Annotated in this window: 23 protein-coding genes; 13 read left to right on the top strand and 10 right to left on the bottom strand. The window is 59.1% G+C overall.

What is annotated here, in order from left to right; translation table 11 throughout:
- Nucleotides 1-196 precede the first annotated feature (196 nt).
- Both metG and SA339_06045 read left to right on the top strand, forming a co-directional pair.
- Nucleotides 197-2,413, top strand: a complete 2,217-nt coding sequence (metG, locus tag SA339_06050; protein ID MDW5562773.1) for a methionine--tRNA ligase — start codon at nucleotides 197-199, stop codon at nucleotides 2,411-2,413.
- Nucleotides 2,410-3,066 carry a PHP domain-containing protein gene (locus SA339_06045; protein MDW5562772.1) on the top strand — a complete coding sequence of 219 codons (657 nt, stop codon included), beginning with the start codon at nucleotides 2,410-2,412 and terminating at the stop codon, nucleotides 3,064-3,066. Before metG ends, SA339_06045 begins: the two co-directional genes overlap by 4 nt.
- Before the next feature lie 56 nt (nucleotides 3,067-3,122).
- On the opposite strand, the gene SA339_06040 is transcribed toward SA339_06045, so the two are convergent.
- Entirely contained in the window at nucleotides 3,123-3,482 is a 360-nt protein-coding gene (locus SA339_06040) for a roadblock/LC7 domain-containing protein (protein MDW5562771.1), read from the bottom strand.
- Between the two features lie 233 nt (nucleotides 3,483-3,715).
- On the opposite strand from SA339_06040, the gene SA339_06035 reads away from it, so the two are divergent.
- Together SA339_06035 and ftsZ are read left to right on the top strand one after the other, a co-directional pair.
- Nucleotides 3,716-4,825, top strand: coding sequence for a hypothetical protein (locus SA339_06035; protein ID MDW5562770.1), 1,110 nt, complete (start codon nucleotides 3,716-3,718; stop codon nucleotides 4,823-4,825).
- Between the two features lie 173 nt (nucleotides 4,826-4,998).
- Nucleotides 4,999-6,240 carry a cell division protein FtsZ gene (ftsZ, locus tag SA339_06030; GenBank protein MDW5562769.1) on the top strand — a complete coding sequence of 414 codons (1,242 nt, stop codon included), beginning with the start codon at nucleotides 4,999-5,001 and terminating at the stop codon, nucleotides 6,238-6,240.
- 57 nt (nucleotides 6,241-6,297) lie between these two features.
- Here the strand turns inward: ftsZ and SA339_06025 are convergent, their stop codons facing one another.
- Nucleotides 6,298-8,217, bottom strand: coding sequence for a phosphoadenosine phosphosulfate reductase family protein (locus SA339_06025; GenBank protein ID MDW5562768.1), 1,920 nt, complete (start codon nucleotides 8,215-8,217; stop codon nucleotides 6,298-6,300).
- A 100-nt stretch (nucleotides 8,218-8,317) separates the two neighbouring features.
- Between SA339_06025 and SA339_06020 the strand changes: the two genes are divergently transcribed.
- A complete protein-coding gene (locus SA339_06020; GenBank protein ID MDW5562767.1) occupies nucleotides 8,318-9,535 on the top strand; it encodes an aminotransferase class I/II-fold pyridoxal phosphate-dependent enzyme in 1,218 nt (405 codons plus the stop codon).
- Between the two features lie 6 nt (nucleotides 9,536-9,541).
- Here the strand turns inward: SA339_06020 and SA339_06015 are convergent, their stop codons facing one another.
- The 5 genes from SA339_06015 to ribB are packed head-to-tail and all read right to left on the bottom strand — an operon-like array spanning nucleotide 9,542 to nucleotide 12,515.
- On the bottom strand, nucleotides 9,542-10,438 hold the full coding sequence (locus SA339_06015; protein MDW5562766.1) for an NmrA/HSCARG family protein: 897 nt from the start codon (nucleotides 10,436-10,438) through the stop codon (nucleotides 9,542-9,544).
- Between the two features lie 50 nt (nucleotides 10,439-10,488).
- A complete protein-coding gene (gene ribH, locus SA339_06010; GenBank protein ID MDW5562765.1) occupies nucleotides 10,489-10,899 on the bottom strand; it encodes a 6,7-dimethyl-8-ribityllumazine synthase in 411 nt (136 codons plus the stop codon).
- Nucleotides 10,900-10,903: 4 nt separating this feature from the next.
- The gene (ribC, locus tag SA339_06005; protein MDW5562764.1) at nucleotides 10,904-11,371 is read right to left on the bottom strand and encodes a riboflavin synthase; all 468 of its coding nucleotides are present in this window, start codon (nucleotides 11,369-11,371) and stop codon (nucleotides 10,904-10,906) included.
- Entirely contained in the window at nucleotides 11,368-11,838 is a 471-nt protein-coding gene (locus tag SA339_06000; GenBank protein ID MDW5562763.1) for an adenylyltransferase/cytidyltransferase family protein, read from the bottom strand. Before SA339_06000 ends, ribC begins: the two co-directional genes overlap by 4 nt.
- On the bottom strand, nucleotides 11,811-12,515 hold the full coding sequence (gene ribB, locus SA339_05995) for a 3,4-dihydroxy-2-butanone-4-phosphate synthase (protein ID MDW5562762.1): 705 nt from the start codon (nucleotides 12,513-12,515) through the stop codon (nucleotides 11,811-11,813). Before ribB ends, SA339_06000 begins: the two co-directional genes overlap by 28 nt.
- 155 nt (nucleotides 12,516-12,670) lie before the next feature.
- On the opposite strand from ribB, the gene SA339_05990 reads away from it, so the two are divergent.
- Complete coding sequence (locus SA339_05990) at nucleotides 12,671-13,708, top strand: bifunctional phosphoglucose/phosphomannose isomerase (GenBank protein MDW5562761.1); 1,038 nt, start codon at nucleotides 12,671-12,673, stop codon at nucleotides 13,706-13,708.
- Between the two features lie 39 nt (nucleotides 13,709-13,747).
- Here SA339_05990 and SA339_05985 read toward each other — a convergent pair whose 3' ends face one another.
- Nucleotides 13,748-14,224 (bottom strand): SHOCT domain-containing protein, encoded by a 477-nt coding sequence (locus SA339_05985; GenBank protein MDW5562760.1) that lies wholly within the window; start codon nucleotides 14,222-14,224, stop codon nucleotides 13,748-13,750.
- A 208-nt stretch (nucleotides 14,225-14,432) separates the two neighbouring features.
- On the opposite strand from SA339_05985, the gene SA339_05980 reads away from it, so the two are divergent.
- From SA339_05980 to SA339_05955, 6 genes are all read left to right on the top strand, one after another.
- A complete protein-coding gene (locus SA339_05980) occupies nucleotides 14,433-15,710 on the top strand; it encodes a serine hydroxymethyltransferase (protein ID MDW5562759.1) in 1,278 nt (425 codons plus the stop codon).
- A gap of 160 nt (nucleotides 15,711-15,870) precedes the next feature.
- The gene (locus tag SA339_05975) at nucleotides 15,871-16,833 is read left to right on the top strand and encodes an ABC transporter substrate-binding protein (protein ID MDW5562758.1); all 963 of its coding nucleotides are present in this window, start codon (nucleotides 15,871-15,873) and stop codon (nucleotides 16,831-16,833) included.
- 4 nt (nucleotides 16,834-16,837) lie between these two features.
- Entirely contained in the window at nucleotides 16,838-17,572 is a 735-nt protein-coding gene (locus SA339_05970; GenBank protein MDW5562757.1) for an ABC transporter ATP-binding protein, read from the top strand.
- On the top strand, nucleotides 17,569-19,194 hold the full coding sequence (locus SA339_05965; GenBank protein MDW5562756.1) for a UbiA-like polyprenyltransferase: 1,626 nt from the start codon (nucleotides 17,569-17,571) through the stop codon (nucleotides 19,192-19,194). Before SA339_05970 ends, SA339_05965 begins: the two co-directional genes overlap by 4 nt.
- Complete coding sequence (locus SA339_05960) at nucleotides 19,191-19,973, top strand: ubiquinone/menaquinone biosynthesis methyltransferase (GenBank protein MDW5562755.1); 783 nt, start codon at nucleotides 19,191-19,193, stop codon at nucleotides 19,971-19,973. The genes SA339_05965 and SA339_05960 overlap by 4 nt, the downstream gene beginning before the upstream one ends.
- Nucleotides 19,970-21,799, top strand: a complete 1,830-nt coding sequence (locus tag SA339_05955) for a menaquinone biosynthesis decarboxylase (protein ID MDW5562754.1) — start codon at nucleotides 19,970-19,972, stop codon at nucleotides 21,797-21,799. Before SA339_05960 ends, SA339_05955 begins: the two co-directional genes overlap by 4 nt.
- 25 nt (nucleotides 21,800-21,824) lie before the next feature.
- Here the strand turns inward: SA339_05955 and SA339_05950 are convergent, their stop codons facing one another.
- Entirely contained in the window at nucleotides 21,825-22,784 is a 960-nt protein-coding gene (locus SA339_05950; protein MDW5562753.1) for a TIGR00269 family protein, read from the bottom strand.
- Nucleotides 22,785-23,448: 664 nt separating this feature from the next.
- On the opposite strand from SA339_05950, the gene SA339_05945 reads away from it, so the two are divergent.
- Nucleotides 23,449-23,829 carry a hypothetical protein gene (locus tag SA339_05945; protein ID MDW5562752.1) on the top strand — a complete coding sequence of 127 codons (381 nt, stop codon included), beginning with the start codon at nucleotides 23,449-23,451 and terminating at the stop codon, nucleotides 23,827-23,829.
- A 2,010-nt stretch (nucleotides 23,830-25,839) separates the two neighbouring features.
- Here the strand turns inward: SA339_05945 and SA339_05940 are convergent.
- On the bottom strand, nucleotides 25,840-26,469 hold the full coding sequence (locus tag SA339_05940) for a MarC family protein (GenBank protein MDW5562751.1): 630 nt from the start codon (nucleotides 26,467-26,469) through the stop codon (nucleotides 25,840-25,842).
- Nucleotides 26,470-26,507: the final 38 nt, after the last annotated feature.

The following is a 26,507-nucleotide window of genomic DNA, read 5'->3' as shown; positions in this document are numbered from 1 at the left end:
CCCGTTGATAAAAAGGTGATGGGAGGGCCCGGTCCCCGCCGGCCCGAGGTCCTACGCCAGTCGTGGTACACCATCCACCCCCATCCCGGAACATGGACCTGAGCACCTAAGGGATGATGCGATCCTCACCCTTCCGTCCTTTCGGCGGGGGGCGCATCATCGTTAAATCCTTCCTCCACAATCCACAGGCGATATAATGGTAAAGGTCCTAGTATGCGTCGCCTGGCCATATGCGAACGCCCCCATCCACCTGGGGCACGTGGCCGGTTCCCTCCTGCCCCCCGACATATTCTCCAAGTATCACCGACTGATCGGCAACGAGGTGCTCATGGTGTCCGGTTCCGACCAGCATGGAACGCCCATTACCGTTAAGGCCGAGAAGGAGGGGGTGACCCCCGAGGTCATCGCCGAGCGGTACCATGAGATCAACAAGCGGGCGATCGAAGGCTTAGATATCGAGTTCTCGCTCTTCACCAAGACCCACACGGAAAACCACTTCGAGGTCGTGGACGACGTGTTCCTGACCTTGAGGGATAAGGGATACCTTTACAAGAAGGGCACCCAGCAGTACTATTGCCCGCGATGCGCGAAGTTCCTACCCGACCGCTACGTGGAGGGAAGGTGCCCCTCCTGCGGCAACGAGAAGGCAAGGGGCGATCAGTGCGAAAAATGCGGGAAGACCTTCGAGGGCGGGGAGCTGGAGGATGCGACCTGCTTGCACTGCAACACCGAGCCGGAGATGAGGGAGACCGAGCACTATTTCCTCAAACTCTCGGAGTTCCAGCAACCTCTCCTCGACTGGGTGGAGGGCAAAGAGAACTGGAAGTCCTCGGTCAGGCTGTTCACCAGGAACTGGTTGGAGGCTGGGCTGCAGGACCGCCCCATAACCCGGGATATGGCCTGGGGGATCCCGGTGCCCATCCCTGGCTGGGAGGGTAAGGTCGTCTATGTGTGGTTCGACGCGGTCATAGGTTATCTATCGGCGTCCAAGGAGTGGGCCAAGATGGTCGGACGGCCTGATGCGTGGAAAGCGTATTGGGAGGACCCCTCGGTGCGCAGCTACTACTTCCTGGGAAAGGATAACATCCCATTCCATACAATCATCTGGCCGGCGATGCTCATGGGTTACGGAAATCTAAACCTCCCCTATGACGTCCCGGCCAACGAGTTCCTGACCTTCAAGGGCGATAAGCTTTCCAAGAGCCGCGGGAACAGCATCGACATCCCCTCCATGTTGCAGAAGTTCGAGGTCGACGCCATCCGCTACTACGTGGCGGTCAACATGCCCGAGAACAAGGACTCCGACTTCTCGTGGGCGGACTTCGAGACCAAGGTCAACAATGAGCTGGTGGCCACGCTCGGCAACTTCTACCATCGGGTCATGAGCTTCACCTACAAGCACTATGGCATGGTGCCGGAATACGTGGGCTCGGACGTCGACCGTAGGGAGGTCTGGGATGCCATCGAGACCGCCCGCAAACAGGTCGCTTCTGACCTAGAGGCATGCGAGTTCAAGCGCGCGCTGAAGGGGATAATGGACCTGGCCCAGTTCGGCAACCGATACTTCGACGGGGTCGGGCCGTGGGCACTGATAAAGAAGGACCGGGTGGCCTGCGGTTCCGCGTTGAACCTGAACCTCGAGTTGGTGAAGGCCCTGGCGATCATGAGCTATCCGTTCATGCCCCGCTCGGCCCGGGGGGCTTGGAAGCTCCTGGGGCAGGAAGGCGAGCTGGAAGCGGCGGGCTGGAAGGCCATTGATGTCCCTCTCCATGGTGGACAGAAGATGCTGGAGCCCAAGCCCCTGTTCTCGAAGATCATCGTTGAAAAGGATGATGCCAGCTCGGCGTTCAACGGATTTACAACCCTTAATCTCAAGGTCGGCCAGATCATCGAGGCGGGAAATCATCCCAACGCCGACTCCCTGCTGCTCATGCAGGTCGACATCGGCAGGAAGGTGCAGATCGTGGCCGGGCTCAAGGCATACTACTCTCCTGAGGAACTGAAAGGCCGCAAGGTCGTAGTGGTCTCCAATCTCAAGCCCGCCAAGCTGAGGGGATATGAGTCGCAGGGCATGCTCCTGGCCGCCGAGGCTGGGGAACTAGTGACGCTGCTCTCCCCGCCGACGGACGCCAAACCCGGCGACGCGGTCAACAGCGGCATGGTCCCGGGGGAGAAGCAGATCGAGTTCAAAGACTTCCAAAAGCTTGTCCTCAAGATCGGCACGGTGACCGGCAAGGGTAAGGTAGACATCGGCCGCGAGATCAGGTGCCAATGTCCGGATGTCGCCGAGGGGGCCAAGGTTGCGGTGTTCCTGCCCTCCCCCGATGCAGAGGAGGGCCTGGCGTTCTTCACCATGGACGGCGCACCGGTGGTGGCTGATCCCAGGTTACCCAGCGGGGCCACTGTACGATGAGGGCCGACCTTCATGTCCACTCCACCCACTCCGACGATGGCCGGCAGTCGGTGGAGGAGATCATCGTCCGGTGCAAGGAGCTGGAGCTAGGAGCGGTGGCCATCTCCGATCATAACGTCTTCGAAGCCCACAAGGAGGCGACCGTCGGCGCCGGGATCATCATCGTACCGGCGATGGAGGTCTCCTCGACTGGAGGGCACATTCTGGCCCTGGGCATCACGGAGGTGATACCGCGGGGGCGCCCGGTGGGCGAGACCATAGACCTCATCCACGCTGCGGGGGGGATTGCCATCGCACCTCATCCCTATAGGGCCTGGTCCGGCCTCGGTGAGAGGAACGTGCGGGGCCATCAGTTCGACGCGGTGGAGGTCGCCAACGGACGGTCCAAGCGCAAAGGAAACATCGCCGCCAAGCGTTTGGCAAAGGCGATGGGGCTTCCCATGGTGGGAGGCAGCGATGCCCATTACAATCAGGCCATCGGTCGGGCGTACACCGAACTCCCGGATGATTGCCGGGACCATCATGATGTGCTAAAGGCGATACGAGATCATCGGAGCAGGGCTTTCGGCTCGGGCCAGGGTCTCTCGCGTTCGGCTCAATCAGGCATGGTTAGCGTCTTGCGGTGGCTTCGGCGCGGATTCCGACGCATGTGAGTCTCCAAGCATAGCTGACGCTGCCATGACGACAAAAAATTAGGGCAGGTTGGCGACTAGAGGATCGACTCCGCGTTCGCCAGTAGCTCACGCGTCAGGGCGACCACCTTGTCTTTGTCCCCGTTCTGGTCCATGAGGACGGTGACAAGGTACTTCGTCCCGATGCCTACAATGACCAAGCTCTGCTCGGTTAGGTCGATGGAGATCTTGGTGAGCTTGTCCTTGAGCTCGGTAGAAGTCGTTTCCGCTGCACCTAGGATGATGGCCGACATGGCGGCGAAGGTCTCACGGTGGATACCCTTCAAGGGTCCGCCCATGATGTACATGCCTCCGCGGGACACCAGAGAAGCGTCCAGGACGTGATCCTGACCCTTGATCTGGTCCAAAGCGCTCCTTACAGGCGAAAGCTCGCTCATGGTATTCCTCGTTCCCGGTTTTTTGGTCTAATGAGCCGCGGCCATATATAGGTTTTGATAAAAATATTTCAGAACCTTCCATCCAGCATGTGCCAGTACTATTTGATGTTGGTCGATAATAATGTCACGAAATCGACCGTCTGGCATCGCGACCACGGCGTTACCAGATTATAATAGCTGGATGCCAATCTATTTGTAGCTCTCAAATTTTACTGGCGACCAGGGTAAGGCCGATGTCGTTCATTGGTATTTTCGGCAAGAAGTACGAAGAGGAACGGCTTGAGGCTAACATGCTTGACTCCCTCGCCTCTGACCTTCGATCGGACGCGGAAAAGGTCAAGCGTAGGCTGGTGAAGCGTGCCACCAACAAGCCCCAGGACACTATCCTTCTCCTGCTCAGGAACTATGGTCATGAGGATGAGCGAGTAAGAAAGGCCGTCGCGGAGATACTAACCGAACTCGCCGGGGACCGGGTCATGCTCTCGATCATCCTAGCGGATATGGTCCACCCCAGCCGGGCCGTGCGCAAGGCAGTGCAAGGATTCCTCGGGGAATATGTGGGCCCCCATGCCACAATCTACGCGTCCCTTTACGAGCAGACCATGCTCCAGGCAGCGATGTCCAAGAGAAAGGAGATCCCGGTGGACGATATCGTCGCCCTCGCCGAGCTATCCAGGGAGACGTTCATGGACGGGGAGGTCATGGAGTCGGTACGAGATATCGGGTTCTGCCTGGACCAGGCCAAGCACCGTTTCCGGAGCGCCGAGCAGCTCAGGGATTATCTCTCTGACTTCCTCAAAATGGCCCCTGACCTTACGAGGATGGGCGTATACAGCGGGGCTATCGAGGAACCTCTCCGCAAGGCCATGAAAGCCTCCCGCAACCGCAGCTTCGATGAAACAAGGGAAACGATCGAGGAGCGGACCAAGGAAGCCGCCCTGCGTCATGACCTACGCGCTTTCGTGCTCGAGATAGGTGTCAACATCACCTTCCGACCCACAGTGGACGATGAAGCGATCTCCGATGAAGGCCGCAAGGAGCTCACCGCCCTGCGCGGATTTACTAAATCGATCGAGGAGTTGAGCAACGGCGGTCGGCGCATGGAAGCCATCGATGCGCTCCACGATTTCATTGGCGATTTCCTTCGAAGGTACCAAACTGGCCTTGGGCCAAGAATCCGGGCGGGAGACCGCGAAGCGGCGGCCACAATGTATGCGGTGGCGCTCACCTGCGTCAAGCTGACGTCGTACCTTCTCCCGGTAACGGCCGAGGGAGCATATCTTGAGGGATTCAGGAGTCTGGAGGGGGCGGTAAGCATTCATATCCTCAAGCTTCCATGGTAGAGGATTAAAAAAATATCGTCCGACTATCGTCCGACACAATTCCTTGAGACACCTTCCTCCCGCTCTTTGATATGTGGGTCGGAGACATCTGCCCAGTATATTTTTATGAGCCATATGGAACTAGCAAAATTTATATGCCAGAGAGGCGGTTCCGTCAGACGAGGGATGCACTTATGCCAAATTCGTTGGTAAAGAACGCACTAGGTAGTGACTACAAGGAGAAGCTGGTAGCGAGACCTGTTGAGCCCGCGCCGGCGCCTGCCCCGGTTCAGCAGCAGGAATTGTCCGACACCGACAGAGAGATTCTCGAAATGGCCGCCAAGCTTGATGTCTGCATTAAGATCATCGGCTGCGGCGGAGGCGGTTCCAACACCATCAACCGCTGCGTTGATGCCGGCATCAGCGGCGCTCAGTTGTGTGCCATCAACACCGATGCCAAGCACCTGTTGACCATCCGTGCGCCGAAGAAGATCCTCATCGGCAAGAGCACCACCCGCGGTATGGGAGCCGGAGCCCTGCCCGAGAACGGAGAGGCGGCAGCCCGAGAGAACGACAATGACATCCGCCAGTTCCTTACCGGTTCCAACATCGTATTCGTCACCGCTGGCATGGGTGGCGGCACCGGCACCGGTTCCGCGCACTACGTTGCCTCGATCGCCAAGGAGCAGATCCGGGCGCTCACCATCGGTGTGGTCACTTTCCCGTTCAAGGCCGAAGGGACCGTCCGCGCTGAGAACGCCATGATCGGCCTCAACAAGCTGAGGTCGGTGTGCGACACCACCATCGTGGTTCCGAACGACAAGCTTCTGGAGCTCGTTCCGAAGCTACCGGTGGACGCGGCTTTCAAGGTCGCCGATGAAGTCCTCATGCAGACCATCAAGGGGCTCACCGAGATCATAACCAAGCCCGGCCTGGTCAACCTTGACTACGCCGATATCCAGACGGTCATGAAGGAGGGCGGGGTGGCTTTCGTCGGCATCGGCGAGGCGACCACCGAGGACGACGACCGGGTCAAGGCCGCTGTCCACGAAGCGCTCACTTCCCCATTGCTGGGCGAGATCAACCTGAAGGACGCCAAGGGTGCGCTGATCCGCGTTGTCGGGGGCCCGGACATGTCAGTGGGTGAGGCCCAGAGGGCGGCCGAGATCGTCACCAACAGCGTTAACGAGCGTGCCAGGATCATCTGGGGTTGCTCCGTGGACCCCGAGCTGGAGGGTACCATCAAGATCCTCCTTATTGTCACCGGCGCGTCCTCCAAGTACATGTACGGCAAGGGCGGACAGCCGACCAGCAGGCTCGGTGCCCTGGAGAACGACATCCCCAAGTCCAAGCTTGGTGCCCAGCCCCAGCCGGCCAGGCCGCAGCCACAGAGGCAGGCCCCTGCCGACGATGACGGGATAGACTTCGTGCGGTGAACGCGGGGGCTATCGAGGACGTCGGAAACCCCTTCCCTCATCTATTTGTTCGGAAGGTCAGAAATCGAAGGCGTTGTCACCGAAGGTGATGGCCGGACAAGGCTCCACGCAGCGCCCGCAATGGACGCATCTATCAACCTCTACGTGGACCCGGCCCAGCTTTAGCATAAGTGCACCCTCGCTACATCTTCCGGTGCAAACGCCGCATCCGACGCACTCCTCGGCCTTGACCACCGTCCGCCGCACTCTCTCAACCTTTTCCTTCAATTTTTCTGCGTCGGCATCCTTGCCCATCAGGGCGCCCTCGTCGAAGACCGTTATACCATCCACTGCCACCCATCCCTCGTCCTCGTTGACGACCACCTCGCCGTTCATATTGAGGACATTGGCCAAGCGGTCTAGATGCAGGGAGCGGTCGAAAGCTCCCTCGATGGAATAGCCCATGGTGCAGGGTGAGATGCCCTTCTGTATGTACAGCCTGAGGTTGCCCTCTCCCGGCCCCTGTTCCCGGGGCTGGGCCGTGATGGTGATGCCTGCCCTCTCCAGCTCTTGCCTAATGGACGGCGGTACCGCCCGCCACCGCCACATGCCATAATCCACCCACTCGCCCGGAAGGCCCCTGTCCTGAGCCCGTTTGCGCAGGACGGCATCCCATCGGCGGTAGCCTTCCGAGCTCGCTTCCACCAGCTTCAGCTCGGCGAGGTCGGAGGCGGGGCACATAAAGCAGCCGATCCGGTCGAGGCCCCGATCATACCACGGGTTGTAGGGTTCCCCGTCCCCCACGATGAGCAGCCAGACGTGGAGTGCGGTCCAGTTCTGGATCGGAGAGGCGCCCACCTGGCCAGGGGTCCAGGGGTTCTCCCATACCCGGGGTTTGGAGGCACGGGACTCCGACTCGTACCGGCGCTGTCCGATGAACGACAGGACGCCGGTCGGATAGTGCTTCGAGATTGCCCTCACCGTGGGGCCGAGCTTGTTGGTCTTGCAACACCACCTGTAGTCACGACCGGGAGGGCCGAAGACCTTCAGGCCCTCCTCGAACGCCTCATGCGGGGCCTCCTCGAAGATAAGCTCGGCGTCATGACGCTGGGCGACCTCCCGGACGTGCTGTATCGTCTCCGGGAACTCCAGTCCGGTGTCAATGTAGAAGAGGGGAAGCTTCGTTCCCGTCCTCTTGCCCAGGAGGAAGGTGGCCAGGGAATCCTTCCCGCCGGAGAAGGAGACGATCGCCGGAACACGGTTCTCACGCATCACCCTGCGCATGAAGTTCACCGCCTCGGCGATCTTGCGGTCCATCTCTGGTCGGTTGGCCTCCAGAACCTCTGGCCATCCTGCTTTACACCCTTCCGGCGTCTCGTCATCGGGGGCCTCGCACCAGCGCACCTTCACCGCCATGCCCTTGTTTCCCGCCGACATATCCCCAGAAGACATCCTGGCTATGCCTGCGGCGAACGCCCGGCCCTCCTGGTCGACCACGATCAGCTCGTCGCCAACCTTGATGCCATCGCTGCACGACAACACTCCGGGGGCGAGAAGGTTGGATCCTCCCAGGATCGGCTTCAATGCCCCGTCATCCGCCACCACCCTCCCGCGGGACACCAGGCCCTGCATGGCCTTGGCCGCGGACATGCGGGCCAGAAAGACCCACCCTCGACCGAGGTCGTAGCGCATCGTACCGGCCACCTTGCCGTCGATGATGATCTCGTCCATCCGATCGAGGGCCGGGGCCTTGTTCATCAGTGCGAAGTGGCCGTCCTGGAGCACCGCCGCCCCGCATCCCAGGCCGAACTGCCGATCGATGACCTCACGTGCCAAGCCCAGGTCGTGGACGGTGGCCGGGCGGGCGTCGCCGGGTGGTGTGATCTCCATCTGACGGGTGGCCCCGCCGCAGCGCCCGCATTCCTTGCTCTCGAGCACTGGCAGGTTGCAGGAGTCGCACCATCGCAGGGGGATCTTTCCAAGTCGGACCAGGGACACGCCGATGGGTAGGCGAAGCAGTAATTAACCTTTTTCGAGACATCGTAAGGCAAATCCCTCCCTACCGGGGTCGAAGGAAGTTTATATTGGGACTCAATTCATGGCCAGAAAAAAGAAGATGGTCATGATGAAAGCGACCAAGCGCTCGTTGGATGTATCCTACGCCATTCGCGACATCCTTCTCCCGGCGAGGGAGCTGGAGAAGAACGGCGCTGAGATCATCAAGCTCCACATCGGAGATCCCAATAAGTTCGATTTCGAGACCCCCAAGCACGTGCGTGATGCCTTGTGCCGTGCAGTCGAGATCAACGACAACGGGTATGCCGAGTCGGAAGGCTATGACGAGCTTCGTCAGGCCATCCTCGAGAAGGAGAGGCAGAAGAACAATATCGACGTGGGGATTGAGAATTGTGTCATCACCAACGGCGTCACCGAGGCCATACAGATGATCAGCGCCGCGACGGTGGAGCCGGGGGATGAGGTCCTGATTCCCGGGCCCGGATATCCTGCCTACATAGAGTTCACCAAGTTCTTCGGTGGTAAGCCGGTTTCCTACCGGGCGGACGAATCCAACGGCTGGCAGCCGGACGTGGACGACATGAGGAAGAAGATCACTTCCAAGACCAAGTACATCACCGTGATCAACCCCAACAACCCCACCGGAGCTCTGTATTCGGACAAGGTGCTCAAAGAGATCACCGACCTGGCCGGCGAGCACGACCTGTTCATCATCTCCGACGAGATCTACGACCTCATGACCTTTGATGGCGTTCATCATTCTCCAGCGGCGCTGTCCAAGGACGTGCCGATAATAATGTTCAATGGGTTCTCCAAGGTCGACCTACTACCCGGTTGGAGGCTGGGATACACTGTCTTCCGCGACCCCCAGGGGAAGCTGGACGAGATCAAGGAGGGCATGATGCGCCAGCTCCGTCTGCGCATCAGCGCCAATAATCCCTGCCAGATGGCGGTCATTGAGGCGCTCAAGGGCCCCAAGGACCACCTCGAGGAGATGAACAACAAGCTGAGGGCCCGCAGGGACTACCTCGTGAAGAAGATCAACTCCATTCCCGGCCTGTCGACGGCGAGCCCCAAGGGCGCGTTCTACATCTTCCCCAAGATCGAGTCCAAGCACTGGACCAACGACCAGGACTTCGTACTGGATGTACTGAACAACTGCCACGTCCTACTTGTCCCGGGGCACGGCTTCGACGAGACCTATGGCAAGATGCACTTCCGCGCGGTGTTCCTGCCTCCTGTGGAGACGCTAGCCAAGGCCTTCGACTCCATCGAGGACTACATGAACAAGGTCGCCTGAGGCCTCTCACGCCGTCCGAAGGGTGGTGGCCATTGCTTCCTCTCCCTTCCAAAAGCCCCCCTTCAGCCACTGGTCGAACGACAACAAGGTGGGGTGCAAACGCCTGATGGCCTCGATATCGGCGTCGTAGCCGTGCTCGTTGAGCCACTTCAGCATTAGGTAGCGCTCCTTGTCGATCTTCTTGAGGTCCTGAAGCGGCTGCTCGCGGAAGAACACCTTCCTTCCGGTCACCTCGGAGAACCGCTCCGCAACCTCGGGCATGGTGAGGGAGTCCCCGGCGATGTCCACCGTCCGTCCAGCCCAGTCCTCGGGATTATCCAGGATGATGGCCGCCAGGAATCCGATGTCCTCCACCGAAACCATCTGCAGCGGCTTTTGGGGGCTCAGCGACATCACCAGGTTGCCCTCGGAGATCAGCCGGCGAGCGGTGGGCGAGTTGAAGTTCTCCATGAAGTATACCGGCCTCAGAACGGTCAAGGGCAGATCGATGGACCGCATATATCGCTCGTTGGTCGCCTTGCTCTCGAAGTGAGGTATTCCAGTGTTGCGGTCCGCCCCGCACACCGAGCTATACAGGAAGTGCTCCACGCCTTCGGCCTTGGCCGCGTCAGCGAGGATCCTACCCTGCTTGACCTCTCCCGCAGGGCCCTCCTCCACCCAGGTGAGGACGGCGAACACGCCATAGGAGCCAGCCAGCGCCCTCCGGACGCTCGTCGGATCATCCAGATCGCCCTGGACCAGCTCTGCCCCGAGTTCCTTCAGCATCTGACCGCTGGAGGAATCCGGATCCCTGGTAAGCCCACGGACCCGATAGCCCGCCTCCAGAAGGTGCCTGGCCGCAGCGCTCCCCTGATGCCCGGTGGCACCAGTGACGAAGATGGTCCTATCCTTGATTTCAACCACCGGAGCTACCTGGAAGTGCGCGTTATAAAAAGATGATTACGTAAGGGGTTTTACGCCAGGTTCTTGAGAAGCTTCACCACTGCTTCCACAGCGTCGCGCCCCTTCTCGATGCGGTCCTCAGCCTGGAGGCGGGTCATTCCCGGCCCGGTGATCCCCAGGGACACTGGCTTGTCGTACTGTAGGCTGAGGTCGATGATCTTCCTGGCCGCGTGCTGGATTACTATCTCGTCATGCTCGGTCTCGCCCTCTATGACGCAGCCCAGGGTGGCCACGCCGTCGATGCTGGGATCTTCGCACAGCTTCTTGATGGCCAGAGGCATATCGTACACCCCGGGCACCGAGATCACCTTGGCCACGTTCACATCCAGGAAGGCGGCGTGCGCCTTCGCCCGCTCCAACATCATCGAGGTGATGTCGAAGTTGAATTCGGAAACCACTATCCCTATGTTGTATCGCTTCATGTGCTCACTCCCTTATCGGTCCAGCGTCCTCGTAGCCCTGCCGCAGCCCCTTCCCCGCGTTCCGGGAAAGCACCTCGGGACGGAAGAGGAGGTCATAGGCGTTGCGGGCATGCTCCCTGGCCCGCTGCTTGGCGAGCCAATCGAGAGTCCTGGCGTCGGAGGCCTCGTCCTCGTGGACGAAGACCTCGATGATGTGGTGATCAGTCATCAGCTGCGCGGCGATTAGGCCAGTGGAGGCCTCGTGGGCGCAGTTCTTATCCTTGTCCTTGGGGCCGGGCATGCCCAGTGCCATGACAATATCGCACTTTTGTTCGACGATGAGCTTCTTGCACGCTACCGGAAGGTCCTTGATTCCGGGCACAGTGTACCGAACGATCTTGAACCCCGTGCCTCTGGCTTTCAGCTCGTCCACCGCCGCTCCGCCCATGTCCACCCGGGCAAAGGTGGTGTCGGCGATGCCGATAAGCTTCACTGCTTCCCCTCCTGGCAGGCCGTGGCGGTGTGCCACTCGATGATCTTGCGGATGATCTTGCGTGTGCCGTTTAGGTCGTCGGCGTAATGCCCTAGACGGACCACCTTGATATTCATACCTCGCTTGGCCAGCTCAGCCTCCAAAGCCTTCTCGTCGAAGGTTTGGTCGTAGCCGATGGCGATGACGTCCGGTCTGATCTCGGCCACCACGCCGAACATGTCTCCCTCATGGCCCAGGATGGCTCGGTCTACCGGCTTGAGGCTCTGTACTAGCTCCAGGCGCATCTTCTCGGGGGTGATCGGTTCATGCTTGTTCTTGCGGACGGTATTGTCGGTGGCCACCACGACCACAAGCTCATCCCCCAGGCGTCGGGCCTCGGTCAGGTAGTGCACATGTCCGGTGTGCAAAATGTCGAAGACCCCGCTGGCCATGACTCTGGTCATCTCGAATGCACGCTCTTCTTCCACGCCTCGATGATCTCGGCACCCTCGAGGTAGGGTACACCATATCGCCTGGCGTACTCTTGAGCCTTCTCCTTGCGCATCGCCTTCCCGTCCTCACCCATCATCTCGCAGATGGTGGCCGAGGGGAACATATCACCCATCTTCATCAGCGCGGTGACCAGCTCAGTATGGCCTCGGCGGTCATTGAGAACCCCGGGCTGAGAGTTGAGCAGGAAAACATGGCCGGGGGCGCGGAACGCCGCTCCAAACTCCTTGCGGGCGGCTTCGCCGTCCAGCTCCAGCACCTGCTTACCCAGCTTGGCGAACTCGGAGATGGTCAGTGCGCGGTCTCGGTCCGGGATGCCGGTAAAGGTATGGCGATGATTGATAGTGAGCGAGAACGCGGACTTCGTATCATAGGGCAGGTCGTTGGGGGCCAGACCCTTGAGGACCGGGTGCTTGGCGTACGACTCGACGAAGAGCTCGGCCAGGAAGGGAAGGTCGAGCTTCTTAGACACCTCGGCCGGGACGGTCGTGCAGATCAATCCACCGGCCTCCTTGCGCAGCGTACGGATGCTCTCAAAGGTCACATGCTCAGAGGCGATCATCATGTCCGTCTCCGCCTCCCTGCTGTCCGAATCGAAAACCAGCACGAACTTGCCGGATTTCAGGGCGGCCTGTGCTTCGCCGATCTTGTCCATCATGCTCTCCCCCGACCATATGGGCCACCGTATATTATCTCTCCGGTAGCTACCAAATTATTAGTCAATATGTTATACCGATTTTCCTGCCAGCTAGGCCTTGGGGCCTCTGGCAATCAATCAAATAATATATGCCAACGTGCTATCAGCCGTACATGGCCGTGATGCTGGATGATGTCGATGCCCTGGCCAAGATCGATGCTTCGGGCATGCTGCGACAGATGACCGCCCTTGCCGATCAGCTTGACCGTTCGCTCTGCAGCGAGGTTAAGCTCGACCACGGGTCGGAGAGGCTGTGCCTCTGCGGGCTGGGCGGTTCGGCCATGGGGGCCGATGTTCTTTGCGACCACCTGGAAAGGACCACCAAGGTGATGGCCTCGGTGATCAGGGATGTCGCTCTCCCCGGCTGGGTCGACCGGGACACCCTCGTTGTTCTCATCTCCTATTCCGGTAACACCCGAGAGACCCTGTCCATGTATGGGGAGGCTCGCCGACGGGGGGCCCGGGTCGCAGTCATCACATCAGGGGGCCGCTTGCAGCAGCTGAGCGAGAAGAACGGGGACCCCTTGGTCGCGGTGCCCCCCGGCCTGCAACCCCGGGCGGCCCTCGGGCATCTACTCGGTGCGGCCGCGGCGGTGGTGGGGGCGGCGGGCATATCTACCATGGATCGCGACCTCCGCGCCCTGCTGCCCAACATCAGGGAAGAATTGGAAGCTTGCTCGCCCTCCACTCCTCAAGCGAGCAACCAGGCCAAGCAGATCGCCGTCCGACTGCATGGGAGGATACCGTTCGTCTACTCCTCCCGCAACGTCCGCCCTGCGGGCCGGCGATGGCAGACCCAGATCAACGAAAACTCCAAGACTCTGTGCCTGTACGGAGAGCTTCCGGAGGCGGACCATAATCAGGTGGTGGGCTGGGTCGATGGCACCCGGGAATCGGCGTGCCAACCAGTGTTCCTGAGGGCCCCCTCGGACCAGGGCATGATGGCCGACATCGTGAATGCGACCATTTCCATATTCGAGGACTTCCGCCTGGACCCGATCGTGGTGGACCTCCATGGTTCATCGGCGCTGGAGAACATCATGCGCGGTATGATCCTGGGTGATCATGTCAGCTACTATCTGGCCATGTTGAAAGGAGTCGATCCGACGCCGGTGTCGTCCATAAGCGAGCTGAAGAAGAGGTTGGGATAAAGGAAAAAAGCCCCCGAGGGGGTGAAAGAAGGGGCGAACTCAGATGCCCATGAGCTGCCGCTTCTTGTAGTCGAACTCCGACGCGCTGATCAAGCCGTCGTCCCGGAGCTTTGCCAGCCCTCTGAGCTCATTGATGTAGGCGCTGGAGGCCGGACTGTCCTGTGCATCCTTGACGTCGATGAACGAGGCGTTCATGTTCAAGGACGAGACGATGGTGTTGATCTCGAAGTTGAAGAATTCCCGATCCCCTGGAGTATAGTTCCACATGTCGCTCATGATATAGGTGAACGAGACAAGGGGGTTGCTCTCGCCCGAATGGAATGCCACCACCAGGCTGTGAGGATACTTAGATACCTTCCTGGTCGGCCTCAAGATGCCTCTGTCCCCGATGAGCAGGTTCGGCTTCTCCGAGGTGACGAGGTTGAACCCCTGGGCCTTCATGGCGGCCCACATGCGATCATATATCGCGTCGACATCTCCTATTGCCTTGACGGTCCTAGAGTAGACTTGAGACATACTTCGAAGGAAGATCGTACGTATTTATATTATATTTTATATTAATTTAGATATTTGATAAGCACTCTTCTACATCTCTAGAGATGTTATTTCCAACGATACCAAACGATGTAAGAAGATGCCGGGAGGGCGCTCGGACCCCGCTCGTCCGAGAGGGTCATGCAACACTTTTTTTTAGATGTTGCCTCATGTCAGCCCGGTAACATTCATGAAGGAAGATGCTTACTGGATTAAGGACCAGGTCAAGGCCCACACCAAGTGGTTCGAGGAGTCCCTCCCCATGATCGCCTCCGAGAACCTCATTAGCCCCCTGGCTAAGGAAATGATGATCTCCGACTTCCACGACCGGTATGCCGAGGGCCTGCCCGGCAAGCGGTATTATCAGGGTAACATCTACGTCGACAAGGTGGAGCTCAAGTGCCTGGAGCTGGCCAGGAAGATCTTCAAGGCCCACTTCGTCGATGTCCGCCCCATCTCCGGCACAGTAGCTAACATTGCTGTCCTGTTCGCCATCTCCAAGCCCGGGGACAAGATCGCCACCCCTGAGCTCGCGTCGGGCGCCCACATCTCCACCGCCCCCTTCGGGGCGGTCGGCCTCCGGGGCCTGAATCCCGTGCACTATCCATGGGACTACAAGAACTGGAACCTGGACATCGACGCCACCCGGAAGTTCCTGATCAAGGAGAAGCCCAAGGTGGCCCAGTTCGGTCTTTCTGTGTTCCTGTTCCCTACGCCCATTAAGGAGATCCAGGACGCACTACAGGAGGCCGGGAGCACGGTGTGGTACGATGCCGCTCATGTCCTCGGGCTCATCGCCGGCGGCAAGTTCCAGGACCCCTTGCGGGAGGGCGTGCACATCATCTCCGCCAGTACCCACAAGACCTTCCCTGGCCCGAACCACGGCATCATCATCGGGGACAAGCTCACCGATGATATGGAGGCTAAGCTGCAGAAGGCTGCCTTCCCCGGTGTAACCTCCTCGCACCACCTACATGCCATGGCCGCCCTGGCGGTGACCATGGCCGAGTACGAGATATACGGCAAGCAGTATGCTAGCCAGGTCATAAAGAACGCCAAAGCTCTGGGCGGGGCCCTCAACGAGATGGGCATCGATGTCATGTGTCCCCATCTCGGGTTCACCGAGTCGCACACTCTGGCCGTCAGTGTAGCCAAATATGGCGGCGGCGCGCAGGCGGCGCTCGACCTAGAGAAGGCCAACATAATCTGTAACAAGAACATGCTCCCCGGCGACACTAGCGCGGTCAAGCCGTCGGGCATCAGATTGGGCACCCAGGAGCTCACGAGGCTGGGCATGGAGAAGGGGGAGATGGAAGAGGTCGCCCGCCTCATCTACCGTGTGGTGGTGAAGAAGGAGAACCCAGAGACCGTTAAGAAGGATGTCTGGGAGCTCAAGAAGGACTTCACCAAGGTGCAGTACTGCCTCAACGCGGGTACCGAGGCCTACCGGTACCACGATCTGGTCTGAAGCAAAAAGAGGCCTCCGGCCTCCCTTTATATCCTTCCCTTTCCTGCCCGGGCTGTTCGTCCTAATGCCGTATGTCCGCCGGCGGCCCGGGCGACATGATTAAGGCTAGGTCGGCATTTACCGCCCACCAGGGGGTCTCGGCGAGACCTGAACGATCATTATGCAAGGCCGGAACAAGCTACTCATCGCCGTGGCCGTGGTCATCACGGCTGCCGTCGTGGTCGCAGGGGCGACGACCATGTTCTCAACCAAGACCAACGGGACCACGACCCTACGCATCGGAGTGCTCCCCGTCATCGACACCCTGCCCCTCTATGTAGGTGTGGAGCAGGGCCTGTTCTCCGACCAAGGGGTAAATGTGGAGCTTGTGGAGTTCAACAGCGCCATCGAGCGTGACGCTGCCTTCACCGCCGGCAGCATAGACGGTTACTTCGGGGATTTGGTCAACACTCTGGTCATCGCCAAGAGCACCGGGGTCAAAGTCATCACAGTGGATTATCACACCCTGTCGGACCATCGCATGTTCGCCATACTGGCGTCCCCTCATTCCGGCATCAACGATCTCTCGCAGCTCAACGGCACGGCCATCGCCACCTCCCGTGCTTCAATATCCGAATACTTCCTCGGGGAGATGCTGAAGGCCAATAACGTCACCAGCGAACCGAGGATCAATGAGGTGCCGGCAATATCCATCAGATACCAGTCACTTATGTCCGGCCAGCTCAGCGTAGCCGTCCTCCCGGAACCTTTTGCCACCAGGGCCATCGAGAACGGGGCCATCCTCCTGGCCGACGATCGGGGGATCGACACCACCGCCACGGTCATCGCCCTGCGCGACAGCACAGTCTCCCAACATGGGGCCGCCGTCAGGAGCTTCCTCGCCGGATACAATGCCAGTGTGACGCTGGTCAACCAGGACCCGATGGCTTTCAACACCACCCTCGAGTCCAGGATCCACTTCCCCCCTGAGCTGGAGACTAGCTTCGACTTCCCGCCCATGTCGGCGATCGCCCTTCCCACTGCCGCCGACCTGCAGAGGGTCCAGGATTGGATGGTCTCGAAGGGGATGCTCACCGCCGTTGCTGATTACGGCAAGGTAATGGCTACCGAGCTGTACGGGTGATCCTATGTTGGAGGTCGAGGGCCTGCGGAAGGAGTACGGGACGGGGGTCAAGGTCATCGATGACCTATCATTCAGCGTGGGCAAGGGGCGCTCGATGGCCATCATCGGCCCCTCTGGCTGTGGAAAAAGCACCCTTCTGTATATCCTCGCCGGACTGACCCCACCGACAGCTGGCCGGGTGCTCATCGAAGGAAATGAGGTCACCGCCCCATCGAGGCAGGTTGGCTTCATCCTGCAGGATTTTGGCCTCCTGCCCTGGAAGACGGTGAGGGATAACCTCTGCCTGGGGATGAGGATCAGGAAGGTGCCCAGGGAAGAGCAGGACCGACGCTCGGAGGAAGTCCTCCGGTATCTCGGCCTAGAGGCTTACGCCGACCGTTACCCGGGCACGCTCAGCGGGGGGGAGAGACAAAGGCTAGCCATCGGAAGAGCGTTGGCCCTGGAGCCGACCCTTCTACTCATGGACGAGCCTTTCTCATCCCTTGACACCCTCACCCGGGAGAGGTTACAGAACGCCCTGCTGGAGATGGGGGCCCAGCGGAACCTGACCATGGTGACGGTTACTCACAGCATCGAGGAGGCGGTCTTCCTTGGTGATTCGATCATGGTCCTGGGCGGGCGTCCCTGCCAGATCAAGGTCATCATCGCGAATCCGGGGGCGGGGGAGCGGGACTACCGCAACAACGACGAGTTCTTCAGGGTATGCCGCCGGGTGAGGCAGGCGGTGGAGGCGTTATGAACCGGCACCGGCTCCTAGGCTACGCGATGTCCCTGGCCGCCTGCCTGCTGATATGGAAGATCGCCTCGCTCGTACTGAACTCAGTCATACTCCCGGGCCCCGAGCAGACCATGAGGGCCTTCTGGGCGGCCCTGGGCACGAGCCTGTTCTGGTCCCACTTCATCATCAGCACCTTCCGGGTGCTGGCGAGCATCGCGCTGGCCTGGGTCCTGGCGTTCCCCCTGGGGATCATGATCGGTTACAACCGGAAAACAGACCGCCTGGTAAGCCCGCTCATCTTTCTCACCTATCCCATACCCAAGATGGTGTTCCTGCCCGTCATCATCCTGTTGTTCGGGCTCGGCGATCTGTCGAAGATCTTGCTCATCACCCTGGTGGTCTTCTTCCAGATCCTGGTGGCGACCAAGGAAGGAGTAAGCGGGCTGGACCGCAAATACATCGATTCCATGCGCTCCATGGGGGCGTCGGAGAGGGACATCATCAAGGACGTGGTCATTCCCGCAGCCTTACCCAGCTGCTTCACCGCCCTGCGCATCGTTACCGGAACCTCGATCTCGGTGCTATTCTTCGCCGAGTCCTTCGCTGGCTCCTCCGGTCTGGGCTACATGATCATGAGCGCCTGGAACTGGGGGCAGTACGACCAGATCTACGTGGGGATCGTGGCCATGAGCCTTCTGGGCATCTCCATCTATGAGGTCTTCACCTACCTAGAGCGCAGATGCTGCCGTTGGACGGTGGCCGAAGAGGAAACGCCGAAGGGGCGGCTGTGGGAGAAGATTGTAACCTACGCTCACATGATCAAGATCAGTCATACAGTGTTCGCTCTGCCCTTTGGTCTGGCCGCCTTGGTCGTCCTGAGCGAGGACCACGCCATCGGAGCGGAGACGATCCTATGGGTCATCGTGGCGATCGTCGGCGCCCGTTCCGCGGCGATGGGCTTCAACCGCGTCATCGACGCCAGCTATGATCGCAAGAATCCCAGGACAGCGGACCGGCACATCCCGTCCGGAGCCCTTTCGGTCCGGGAGGCCACAATTTTCGGCATCCTATCTGCAGCGGTGTTCGTGGGAGCGGCGGCCATGCTGTCGCCCCTGTGCTTCCTGCTCTCCTTTCCCGTGTTAGTCATCCTCATCGGGTATTCCTACACCAAGCGATTCACTTCTGCCAGCCACCTGGTGCTGGGCATCTCCATCGGGCTGATGCCGCTGGGGGCCAGCGTTGCGGTGAGCGGGACAATCACTCCGGCTATCGCCGTGCTTAGCCTGGCCTTGACCACTTACATCGCCGGCTTTGACATCCTGTACGCCTGCCAGGACATCGACTTCGACCGCCAGGCAGGACTGAGGTCCATACCGTCGCGCATGGGGGTCACCCCCGCGCTTCTGATATCGGCCGGTCTGCATGTCGTGAGCCTCATCAGCCTGGCATCGCTATACTGGTTGCTGTCGCTCAGTCTCGCCTACCTGTTCGGCGTGGCCGTCATCGCAGGCCTCTTCGTGGTCGAGCACCTGTTGGTCAGGCCTTCTGACCTCTCCAAAATAAATGTGGCGTTCTTCGACGTGAACAGTGTGATATCGATCATGGTGTTCGTCGCCGTGGCCCTGGGGGCCTTCCTGATATGAGCTCGCATCGCGCCGGCTGGCGCAAGGTCAATGGAGCAAAGGTCATGAGCGAACATGCCAATATCAAAACGGGCCTCGATAAGAGGCCAGCCCGCATCGGAGGGATGTTCGATGACATCACCCCGACCTACGATCGCCTTAACCTCATAATGTCCGCATCCATCGACCGCCGGTGGAGGAAGCGGACCCTCGAGGAGTTGGACATCCAGAGTGGGAACAGGGTGCTGGACATCGCCACAGGGACAGGGGACATGGCTCTGCAGGCGGTGTCGATGCGGCGGTGCGAAATAGTAGGCCTGGATCTCTCCAAGAACATGCTCAAGACTGCCCTCGTCAAGTGGAGGGAGAAGTTCGATGACGATCCCTACCCGGTGCTCCAGGGTGATGCTCTGCACATGCCCTTTCGCGACGGGACGTTCGATCGGGCCATGGTCGCCTTCGGGATACGCAACATGGTGGACATCGGCCAGTTCCTTCGCGAGGTGCACCGCGTGCTCCGACCGGGCGGGCGCTTAGCGGTGGTGGAGATGTCGGTCCCCCGATTGCCCGTGGTGAGGGAGGTCTTCCTCTTCTACCTGACCAAGGTGATGCCCCTGGTGGTCAGGATGCAGAAGGGCGACGCCTCCTCGTACCGGTACCTTTGCGATTCGATAATCACCTTCCCGGCGCCCAAGGTACTGGAGAGCATGATGGAGGCTCAAGGCCTGCATGTACTCAGGTCCATAGAGCTGACGCTGGGCGCCTGTCACATCTATGTGCTGGAGAAGGGATCGGCATGACCTACCGGGATTTGCATGAGTTCGTCGACCTCCTGGAAGCGAAGGGGGAGCTGCACAGGGTCAAGAGCGAGGTCTCCGCTGAGCTGGAGATCACGGAGATCACCGACATGATGTCCAAGAGCCCCGGAGGAGGGAAGGCGCTGCTGTTCGAGCGGGTCCGCGGCAGCCGGTTCCCCGTCCTCACCAACGCCTTCGGCAGCGAAAGGAGGATGGCGTTAGCTTTGGAGACAGACTCGCTTGACGCCCTGGCCTCGAGGATCGCGGGCCTGCTGGAGATGCCGATGCCCTCCACCTTCATGGGGAAGATAGGCGCCGTGCCGGAGATAATGGGGCTGGCCAAGTGCCTGCCTAAGGTCAAGAGATCCTCCCATCCTCCCTGCCAGGAGGTCGTGCTGACAGGCGACGAGGTGGACCTCGGCTCGATCCCGGTGCTCAAGTGCTGGCCTCAGGACGGGGGGCGCTTCGTGACCCTACCGGTGGTCTTCACCAAGAGCGTGGATGGGCGTAGGAATGCGGGCATGTACCGGCTACAGGTCTACGACCGCAACACCACCGGCATGCACTGGCACATCCATAAGGACGGGAGCCATAACTTCAGCGGGTACCGCCGGGAGGGCCGAAGGATGGAGGTGGCGGTGGCCATCGGGACCGCCCCGGCCATCACCTACGCCGCCACCGCTCCCATGCCCCAGGGTCTTGACGAGATGCTCTTGGCCGGGTTCATACGGGGTGCCCCGGTGGATCTGGTGAAGTGCAGGACCGTCGACCTGGAGGTTCCGGCGACCTCCGAGTTCGTTCTCGAAGGCTATGTCGATCCCGAAGATAGGAGGATCGAGGGGCCGTTCGGCGATCACACCGGCTATTACTCGCTAAAGGCCGAGTATCCCGTGTTCCACGTGACCGCCATCACCCACCGCCGGGACGCCATCTACCCGGCCACGGTGGTCGGCCGGCCACCCATGGAGGACTGTTACCTGGCGAAGGCGACGGAGCGTATCTTCCTGCCCCCCCTGCGGGTCGTGGTGCCCGAGGTGGTCGACCAGTGGATGCCCTGGGAAGGCGTGTTTCACAACATCGTCGTGGTGTCCGTCCGCAAGGAGTACCCGCTGCACGCCCGCAAGGTGATGAGCGCTCTCTGGGGCTCCGGACAGATGAGCTTCGCCAAGATGATTGCCGTGGTTGACGAGGAGATATCCTTGAAGGATGTGAGGAAGGTCTTCGCCCACCTGCTGGACACCATCGACCCGTGGACCGATCTCCAGGTGACGGATGGCGTTCTGGACGTCCTCGACCATTCCGCCCCCCGGCCTCTGTTCGGCGGGAAGCTGGGCGTCGACGCCACTTCCCGGGTGGAGGAGGAGATCCCTCGGGGACGCGGGCGGTACTCTCCGAAGCTCGGGGAGAGCGAGCTGTTGGAAACCCTCAGAGAACTGGACCCAGGCTTCGTCTCCTGCCGGCGGGTGGGAATGGGGCGTAGGAACCCCCTCGTGCTCATTGGCCTGCGCAAGGGCGGCCGAGGGACCCGGCACTTCCTTGAACGACTGGAGGCGTGCCATGAGCTGGCCGGGGAAGGGCTCATGGTGCTGTTCGATGACATCGACCTGCAGGACGACTCCCTGTGCCTGTGGAAGTTCTTCAACAACGTGGACCCTCAACGGGACATCCGGATCACGGAGAGAACGGTGTACATCGATGCCTCGAGAAAAGGGTTGGCCGATGGACACGCGAGGGAATGGCCGGACGAGATCGAGATGTCGCCGGAGGTACGAAAGGCGGTAAGGGAGCGTTCAGCCGAGCTGGGCATATCCGACCTCTACAAGCGCTAACGTGGCGATGTCGGTTCTCGGGCGATCAAGGTCGTTCGGCGTCCCCGTCGTCCGAGCCACGAGCCCCGGATCGGCGGGTTTCGAGTTCCTCCCTCATGGTGCAGGCCATGCACCGCCCCCGGGGGGAAGGCTCCCCGCACTGGCACAGCCGGAGAGCGGCCTGCGGATATCTCTCCTGGAGAAGGGGGCGCAGCGCCTCATAGCTGGCGAGGATGGAGTGCTTGGTGCCCGGCGATCTTGCTTCCATCCCGTCGATGATGTCCCGATACTCGTTGCGCATCGCCGCCTCCCAGTATGGGCAGGTGGAGTCGGCGAAGTCCATTCCTGTTAGAAGGGCGTACAGATACACCTCCTTCTCCGGTATGGAACGCAGGGGCAGGATGCGGGGAACCAGTCCAGGCTGCACTTTGACATGGGGCCCCATGCGGGCCAGCCGCTCGACGTCCCCCCGGGTGAAGTTCATGAGGACCGCCTGGGCCACGTCGTCTAGATTGTGGCCGGTGGCCAATGCGTGTGCATCTATCTCCCGGGCCTTGAGGTTCATGCACTGGCGGCGGAACACCCCGCAGTAGGCGCAGGGGGTGCGGTGGCCCAGCCGCTGGGCGATGGTATCCATGGTCTCCCCGACCTGCTCCCGGAAGGAGATGACATGATGCTCGACCCCCAGTTCGGCGGTCAGCTTTCTCACCTTATCCAGGGCCTCCGGGCGGTATCCGGCGATGCCCTCGTCCACGGTGATCGCCGAAATGGTAACGTCCCTGCGCTGGGATAAGATATCATGTACCAGATGCAACGCGACGCAGCTGTCCTTTCCCCCCGAGACCGCCACCGCGATGTGCTTGCAACGATCTAGGTCGATCTGGTCCCGGAGCTCCTTCTTCACCCTCCTTTCTACATATTCCTGGAAATGGGCGGCGCACAGATGGCTGCCGTTGTACCGGATGAAGGTCACCGCGGCCCGCCCGCACTTGGAGCACTGGACCATGGCGCGCCCACCGTCACCGACGGTATTAAGGGTTGTGCTACTCAAGCGATCTGGACAGACATTTAAGGTGGGGGGTCAACTCCCATGATCCCTTCTTATCATCGGGGCCAGGCGATCATCGAGCAACTGCAGCTCGAAGACCAGGGGCAAGAGGCAAGATATCCCATCCGTTGCTGTCGATACGATAGAGGAAGGCATTGGGTCCTCGATGAGGCGGGCTTCCCGGTTAACGAGCGGTGGCAAGTAAGCGCTCGGCCGACCTACTTGCGGCTGCGGATGAAGCGGCGCCATGAAGGACGTCGCATTCCTCGAGGGCGATTGCTTCCTCCCACTGTTCATCCTGCATGGCTACTGTCGCGAACCGGAAGGGCGAGGAGTAAACGCTCATTTTAAATAAATTGAAATATTCAATCATAGCCAGCTAGTATTTTTTATTCAGATACTAAATATTCAGATGATATTCTTTATATCGATGAATATTGGCTTGCAACCCAATCGGGATGGGTAATCCTCCCATGGAGGTAATCATTTGGTACTTCGTGGAAAGAAAGTAGCTGGAATGAGCCTTTTAATGTTGATCGGAGCGGTATTTGTCATCGCTGCTGTGGTTTCGGCAGCGATCCTGTGGTCATCTTATAATACCCAATCAAGGAGCCCTCAGCAGGTGCAGCTGTCGGTAGTCAGCGATGCCTGGTCCGAAGCGGACTACTACCAGACTGGCGTCGGATATGCTGTAGAGCTTACCGCCACCTACCAAGGCAACGCGGAGAGTGGATTCAATTACTACATCATGATCCATGAGACCTCGACCGGGGAAATGAGCTCCGATGACTTCACCATCACCGGAACGACTGGCGATGCTCCGGGCGTTAATCTCAACCTTGAGCAGACCGTTCCGGGAACCTGGATATCCACTCCCGTGATGGTCAGCGCCGGAGCAGCAAGCAACAGCGTGCACGTAATAATCACTCCTGGTGCCAGCGCCTCAGGTCTCTCGGACGTCTCATTCGAAATCGATGCCGTCAGCGAGCTGCCGCTGAAGTGATGTCTTTTTCAAAACCTTTTTTTCTTATTGAAGGATACAGGCTTCCGGCTCGTTCTCAGGCGCAGTCCGGTTTGCGCCACCGGCCCGGATACCTTACGCTTCTGTTTAGTTATGGCTTCATTCGGTGAGAATGAACCTCGATTAATATGTCCACGATTCGCATCGGATGCGGCCAATAGTCCCGCAAACCGGGGGGCCATTAACCTTGGTGATGCTGACTTGATCACTTCTCTTATTGCGCCTAAGGCCTATACATTGGTGCTCGTTGGGAAAGGGGGTAAGGAGTGTACTGATGATCATATCTCGTGCACTACCGAAAGCCTAGCATATCTTTATCCTGTCATCGATGGAATAGTTCCGTTGGCAGGATATGGTGTTCAGATGGGTGCCGGTAAGACATGAACTGATTTACTGGCTGATCAGCCCGGTGTTGGTGGTCGGGGCCTTCTTTCTCTATGCGCTCTCTAAGGTTATCTGGGGTCGAGAGATGTAATGACTATTTTGTGTCAACCCCCTGGTCGTCTTTCTCTTGGCCAGGCATAATCGTTTATAGCGTCCGGGTATGGTAACTACCGCTAATCCAGGACGTCACCTCTTGGTCTCTACCAACGAGCCAGCACCAGCCTACTCTCCGTAGTATGTGCATCCTGCCCTGGACCGGCACCTCACGATTCGTAAGACGGTGCTCGGTATGCTAATACTGGTATTTTCATGAGTGTCAACGTCGTCTGTCGGCTTCGGGACCATTTTGTTCCTTCATCATGTCGCAACCATCACGTGTCAAGTAATATTCTGAGCTGACGTACTATTCTTGATTGGATGGTGCCGTGTGTCCGATAAATATTCCTTGGATCCAGGGATGGACCACCAGGCTCGGAATGATCATATTGATCAGATCTTGTAAAGCGTTTCGATTTCAAAATCCATCGAAACGTAACCTCGCCCGATTAACGTAAGATCGACTGCTCTTACGGGCAAATCATTTCCCTGGTTCTCGATAGTGAAGCGTTATCAATATCACTGTTAAGTCAGTGATCCTGACCATATGGATTAACATTAATTAACGCGGTCCTGATTCATACATTGGCCGTGTATGCGCTTAGTTGCATCTCGCTGAGCCCATGATTTTGATCTTGAACATAAACGCTTCAGCTTCGATCGGGCGAAGGGTTGCTCCGCTTTTTCGGTGGGCACGATTGATATTCGGGCGGTGGAGATCGATTACTACCAGCCTTGCGCCCCATGTGAGCTTAATCGAATCCCCTCTCAGGATTGTATCCACTTCTCACGTTAACGGAGGCGTCCCAGTAAGGCTGGCCAACTCTCATCCTTTAATAGTCGGCGCATCAATGGTAAATGTAAGCGGACCTCTGGGTTTTCTTCCTCCAGCGAGTCGTCGAGCAGGGCGTTTCGACATTTTTCCCGGAGGTCCGCAAGCTATTCCTCATCTATGCTCTAGCCCTCGCTCTCTGCTGAGATTCCAAGCAACTATGCATGTCTCACCGTGGTACCTGTAGGTCCTGCTCCGCCAATGTGGGCATAGGTGTTTGCCATCAGGCGATCCAGAATTCGTCGCTGTCCTTCATCGGAACCACCGCTGAGCATCCATAATATTCCTTATTCTTTTTCGCACATTTAATAATGTAATATTCGGATTAACGATAGTTATATGTACCTGACTGGACGGTGAGCAAATAGCCTCCTGGTTAACCTCGTAACCGACGCTTGAAGATTCCATCCTTAAACAACACGCCAGGAGGCATAATCCTTATCCTCGAGATCGTCTGCTCGGGATTACTTCCATATAAAGTCTAGTTCGGTCCCTATGCCCATATGACATAGATCGGAGCGGTAAATCTCAGAGTCCAGGCACATCCGAACTAATGAGGTATGCAACTCTATCGCGAAGTACGCTCGATCCTCGGCCTACTCCTGGTGGACCACGCGTGACGCTCCAGCCGGCGTATTGTCTGCAGAGGCAGTTTGGCCGGTAACATATCAGGTCGCCATTCACAGCAGGCCGGGTACTAGTCCGATCAGCGCAGCAGGATTATGAGCAATCCACTCGACCGCCCCCTTGAAGATGTACTCGACGGCCATGGCAGCGATGAGCAGGCCGACCACCTTTGAGAAAATGTCGATGACCTGCGTGCCCACCAGCTTCGTAACGCGGTGGGCGTTGCGCATGAGGAACCAGGTGATGATCAGCGAGAAGCTGCCCGCCAGCAGGACGGTGATGGGGTCGAACTGGGTAGTGAGTATGATGGCTGTGGTGATGACACCCGGCCCAGTAAGAATGGGAGTGGCGATGATGACCCACGCCACGTTCTGGTCCCCAGAACGAATGAGGCTCAGCCCGAAGATGATTTCCATGGACATCAGGAGGAGGACGAGGCCTCCAGCGACCCGGAACCCGTCAGTGGTGATGCCGAACAGACCAAGGAGCTGCGCCCCGATGAGCACGAAGATCACGAAAAGGATCGCTGCCACCCCGACCGCGCGGTTGGCGCAGGACACGAGCTCCTCTTCGTTGTATCCCTTGGTCATCGCTATGAACACCGGCACGCTAGCGAAAGGGTCGAAGATGAAGAACAGCAGCGTGGCGGCGTAGAACAGCTCGTTGGGATCGAGGAAGGGCATACTGACTGAGGATAATGGACTATGATAATAATTATTTG

Origin of the sequence: Methanomassiliicoccus sp., from assembly GCA_033485155.1 — an archaeon.
Classification (GTDB): Archaea; Thermoplasmatota; Thermoplasmata; order Methanomassiliicoccales; family Methanomassiliicoccaceae; genus UBA6.
The sequence above is the reverse complement of the archived record's forward strand: the minus strand, read 5'-3'. Positions and strand labels throughout refer to the sequence as shown.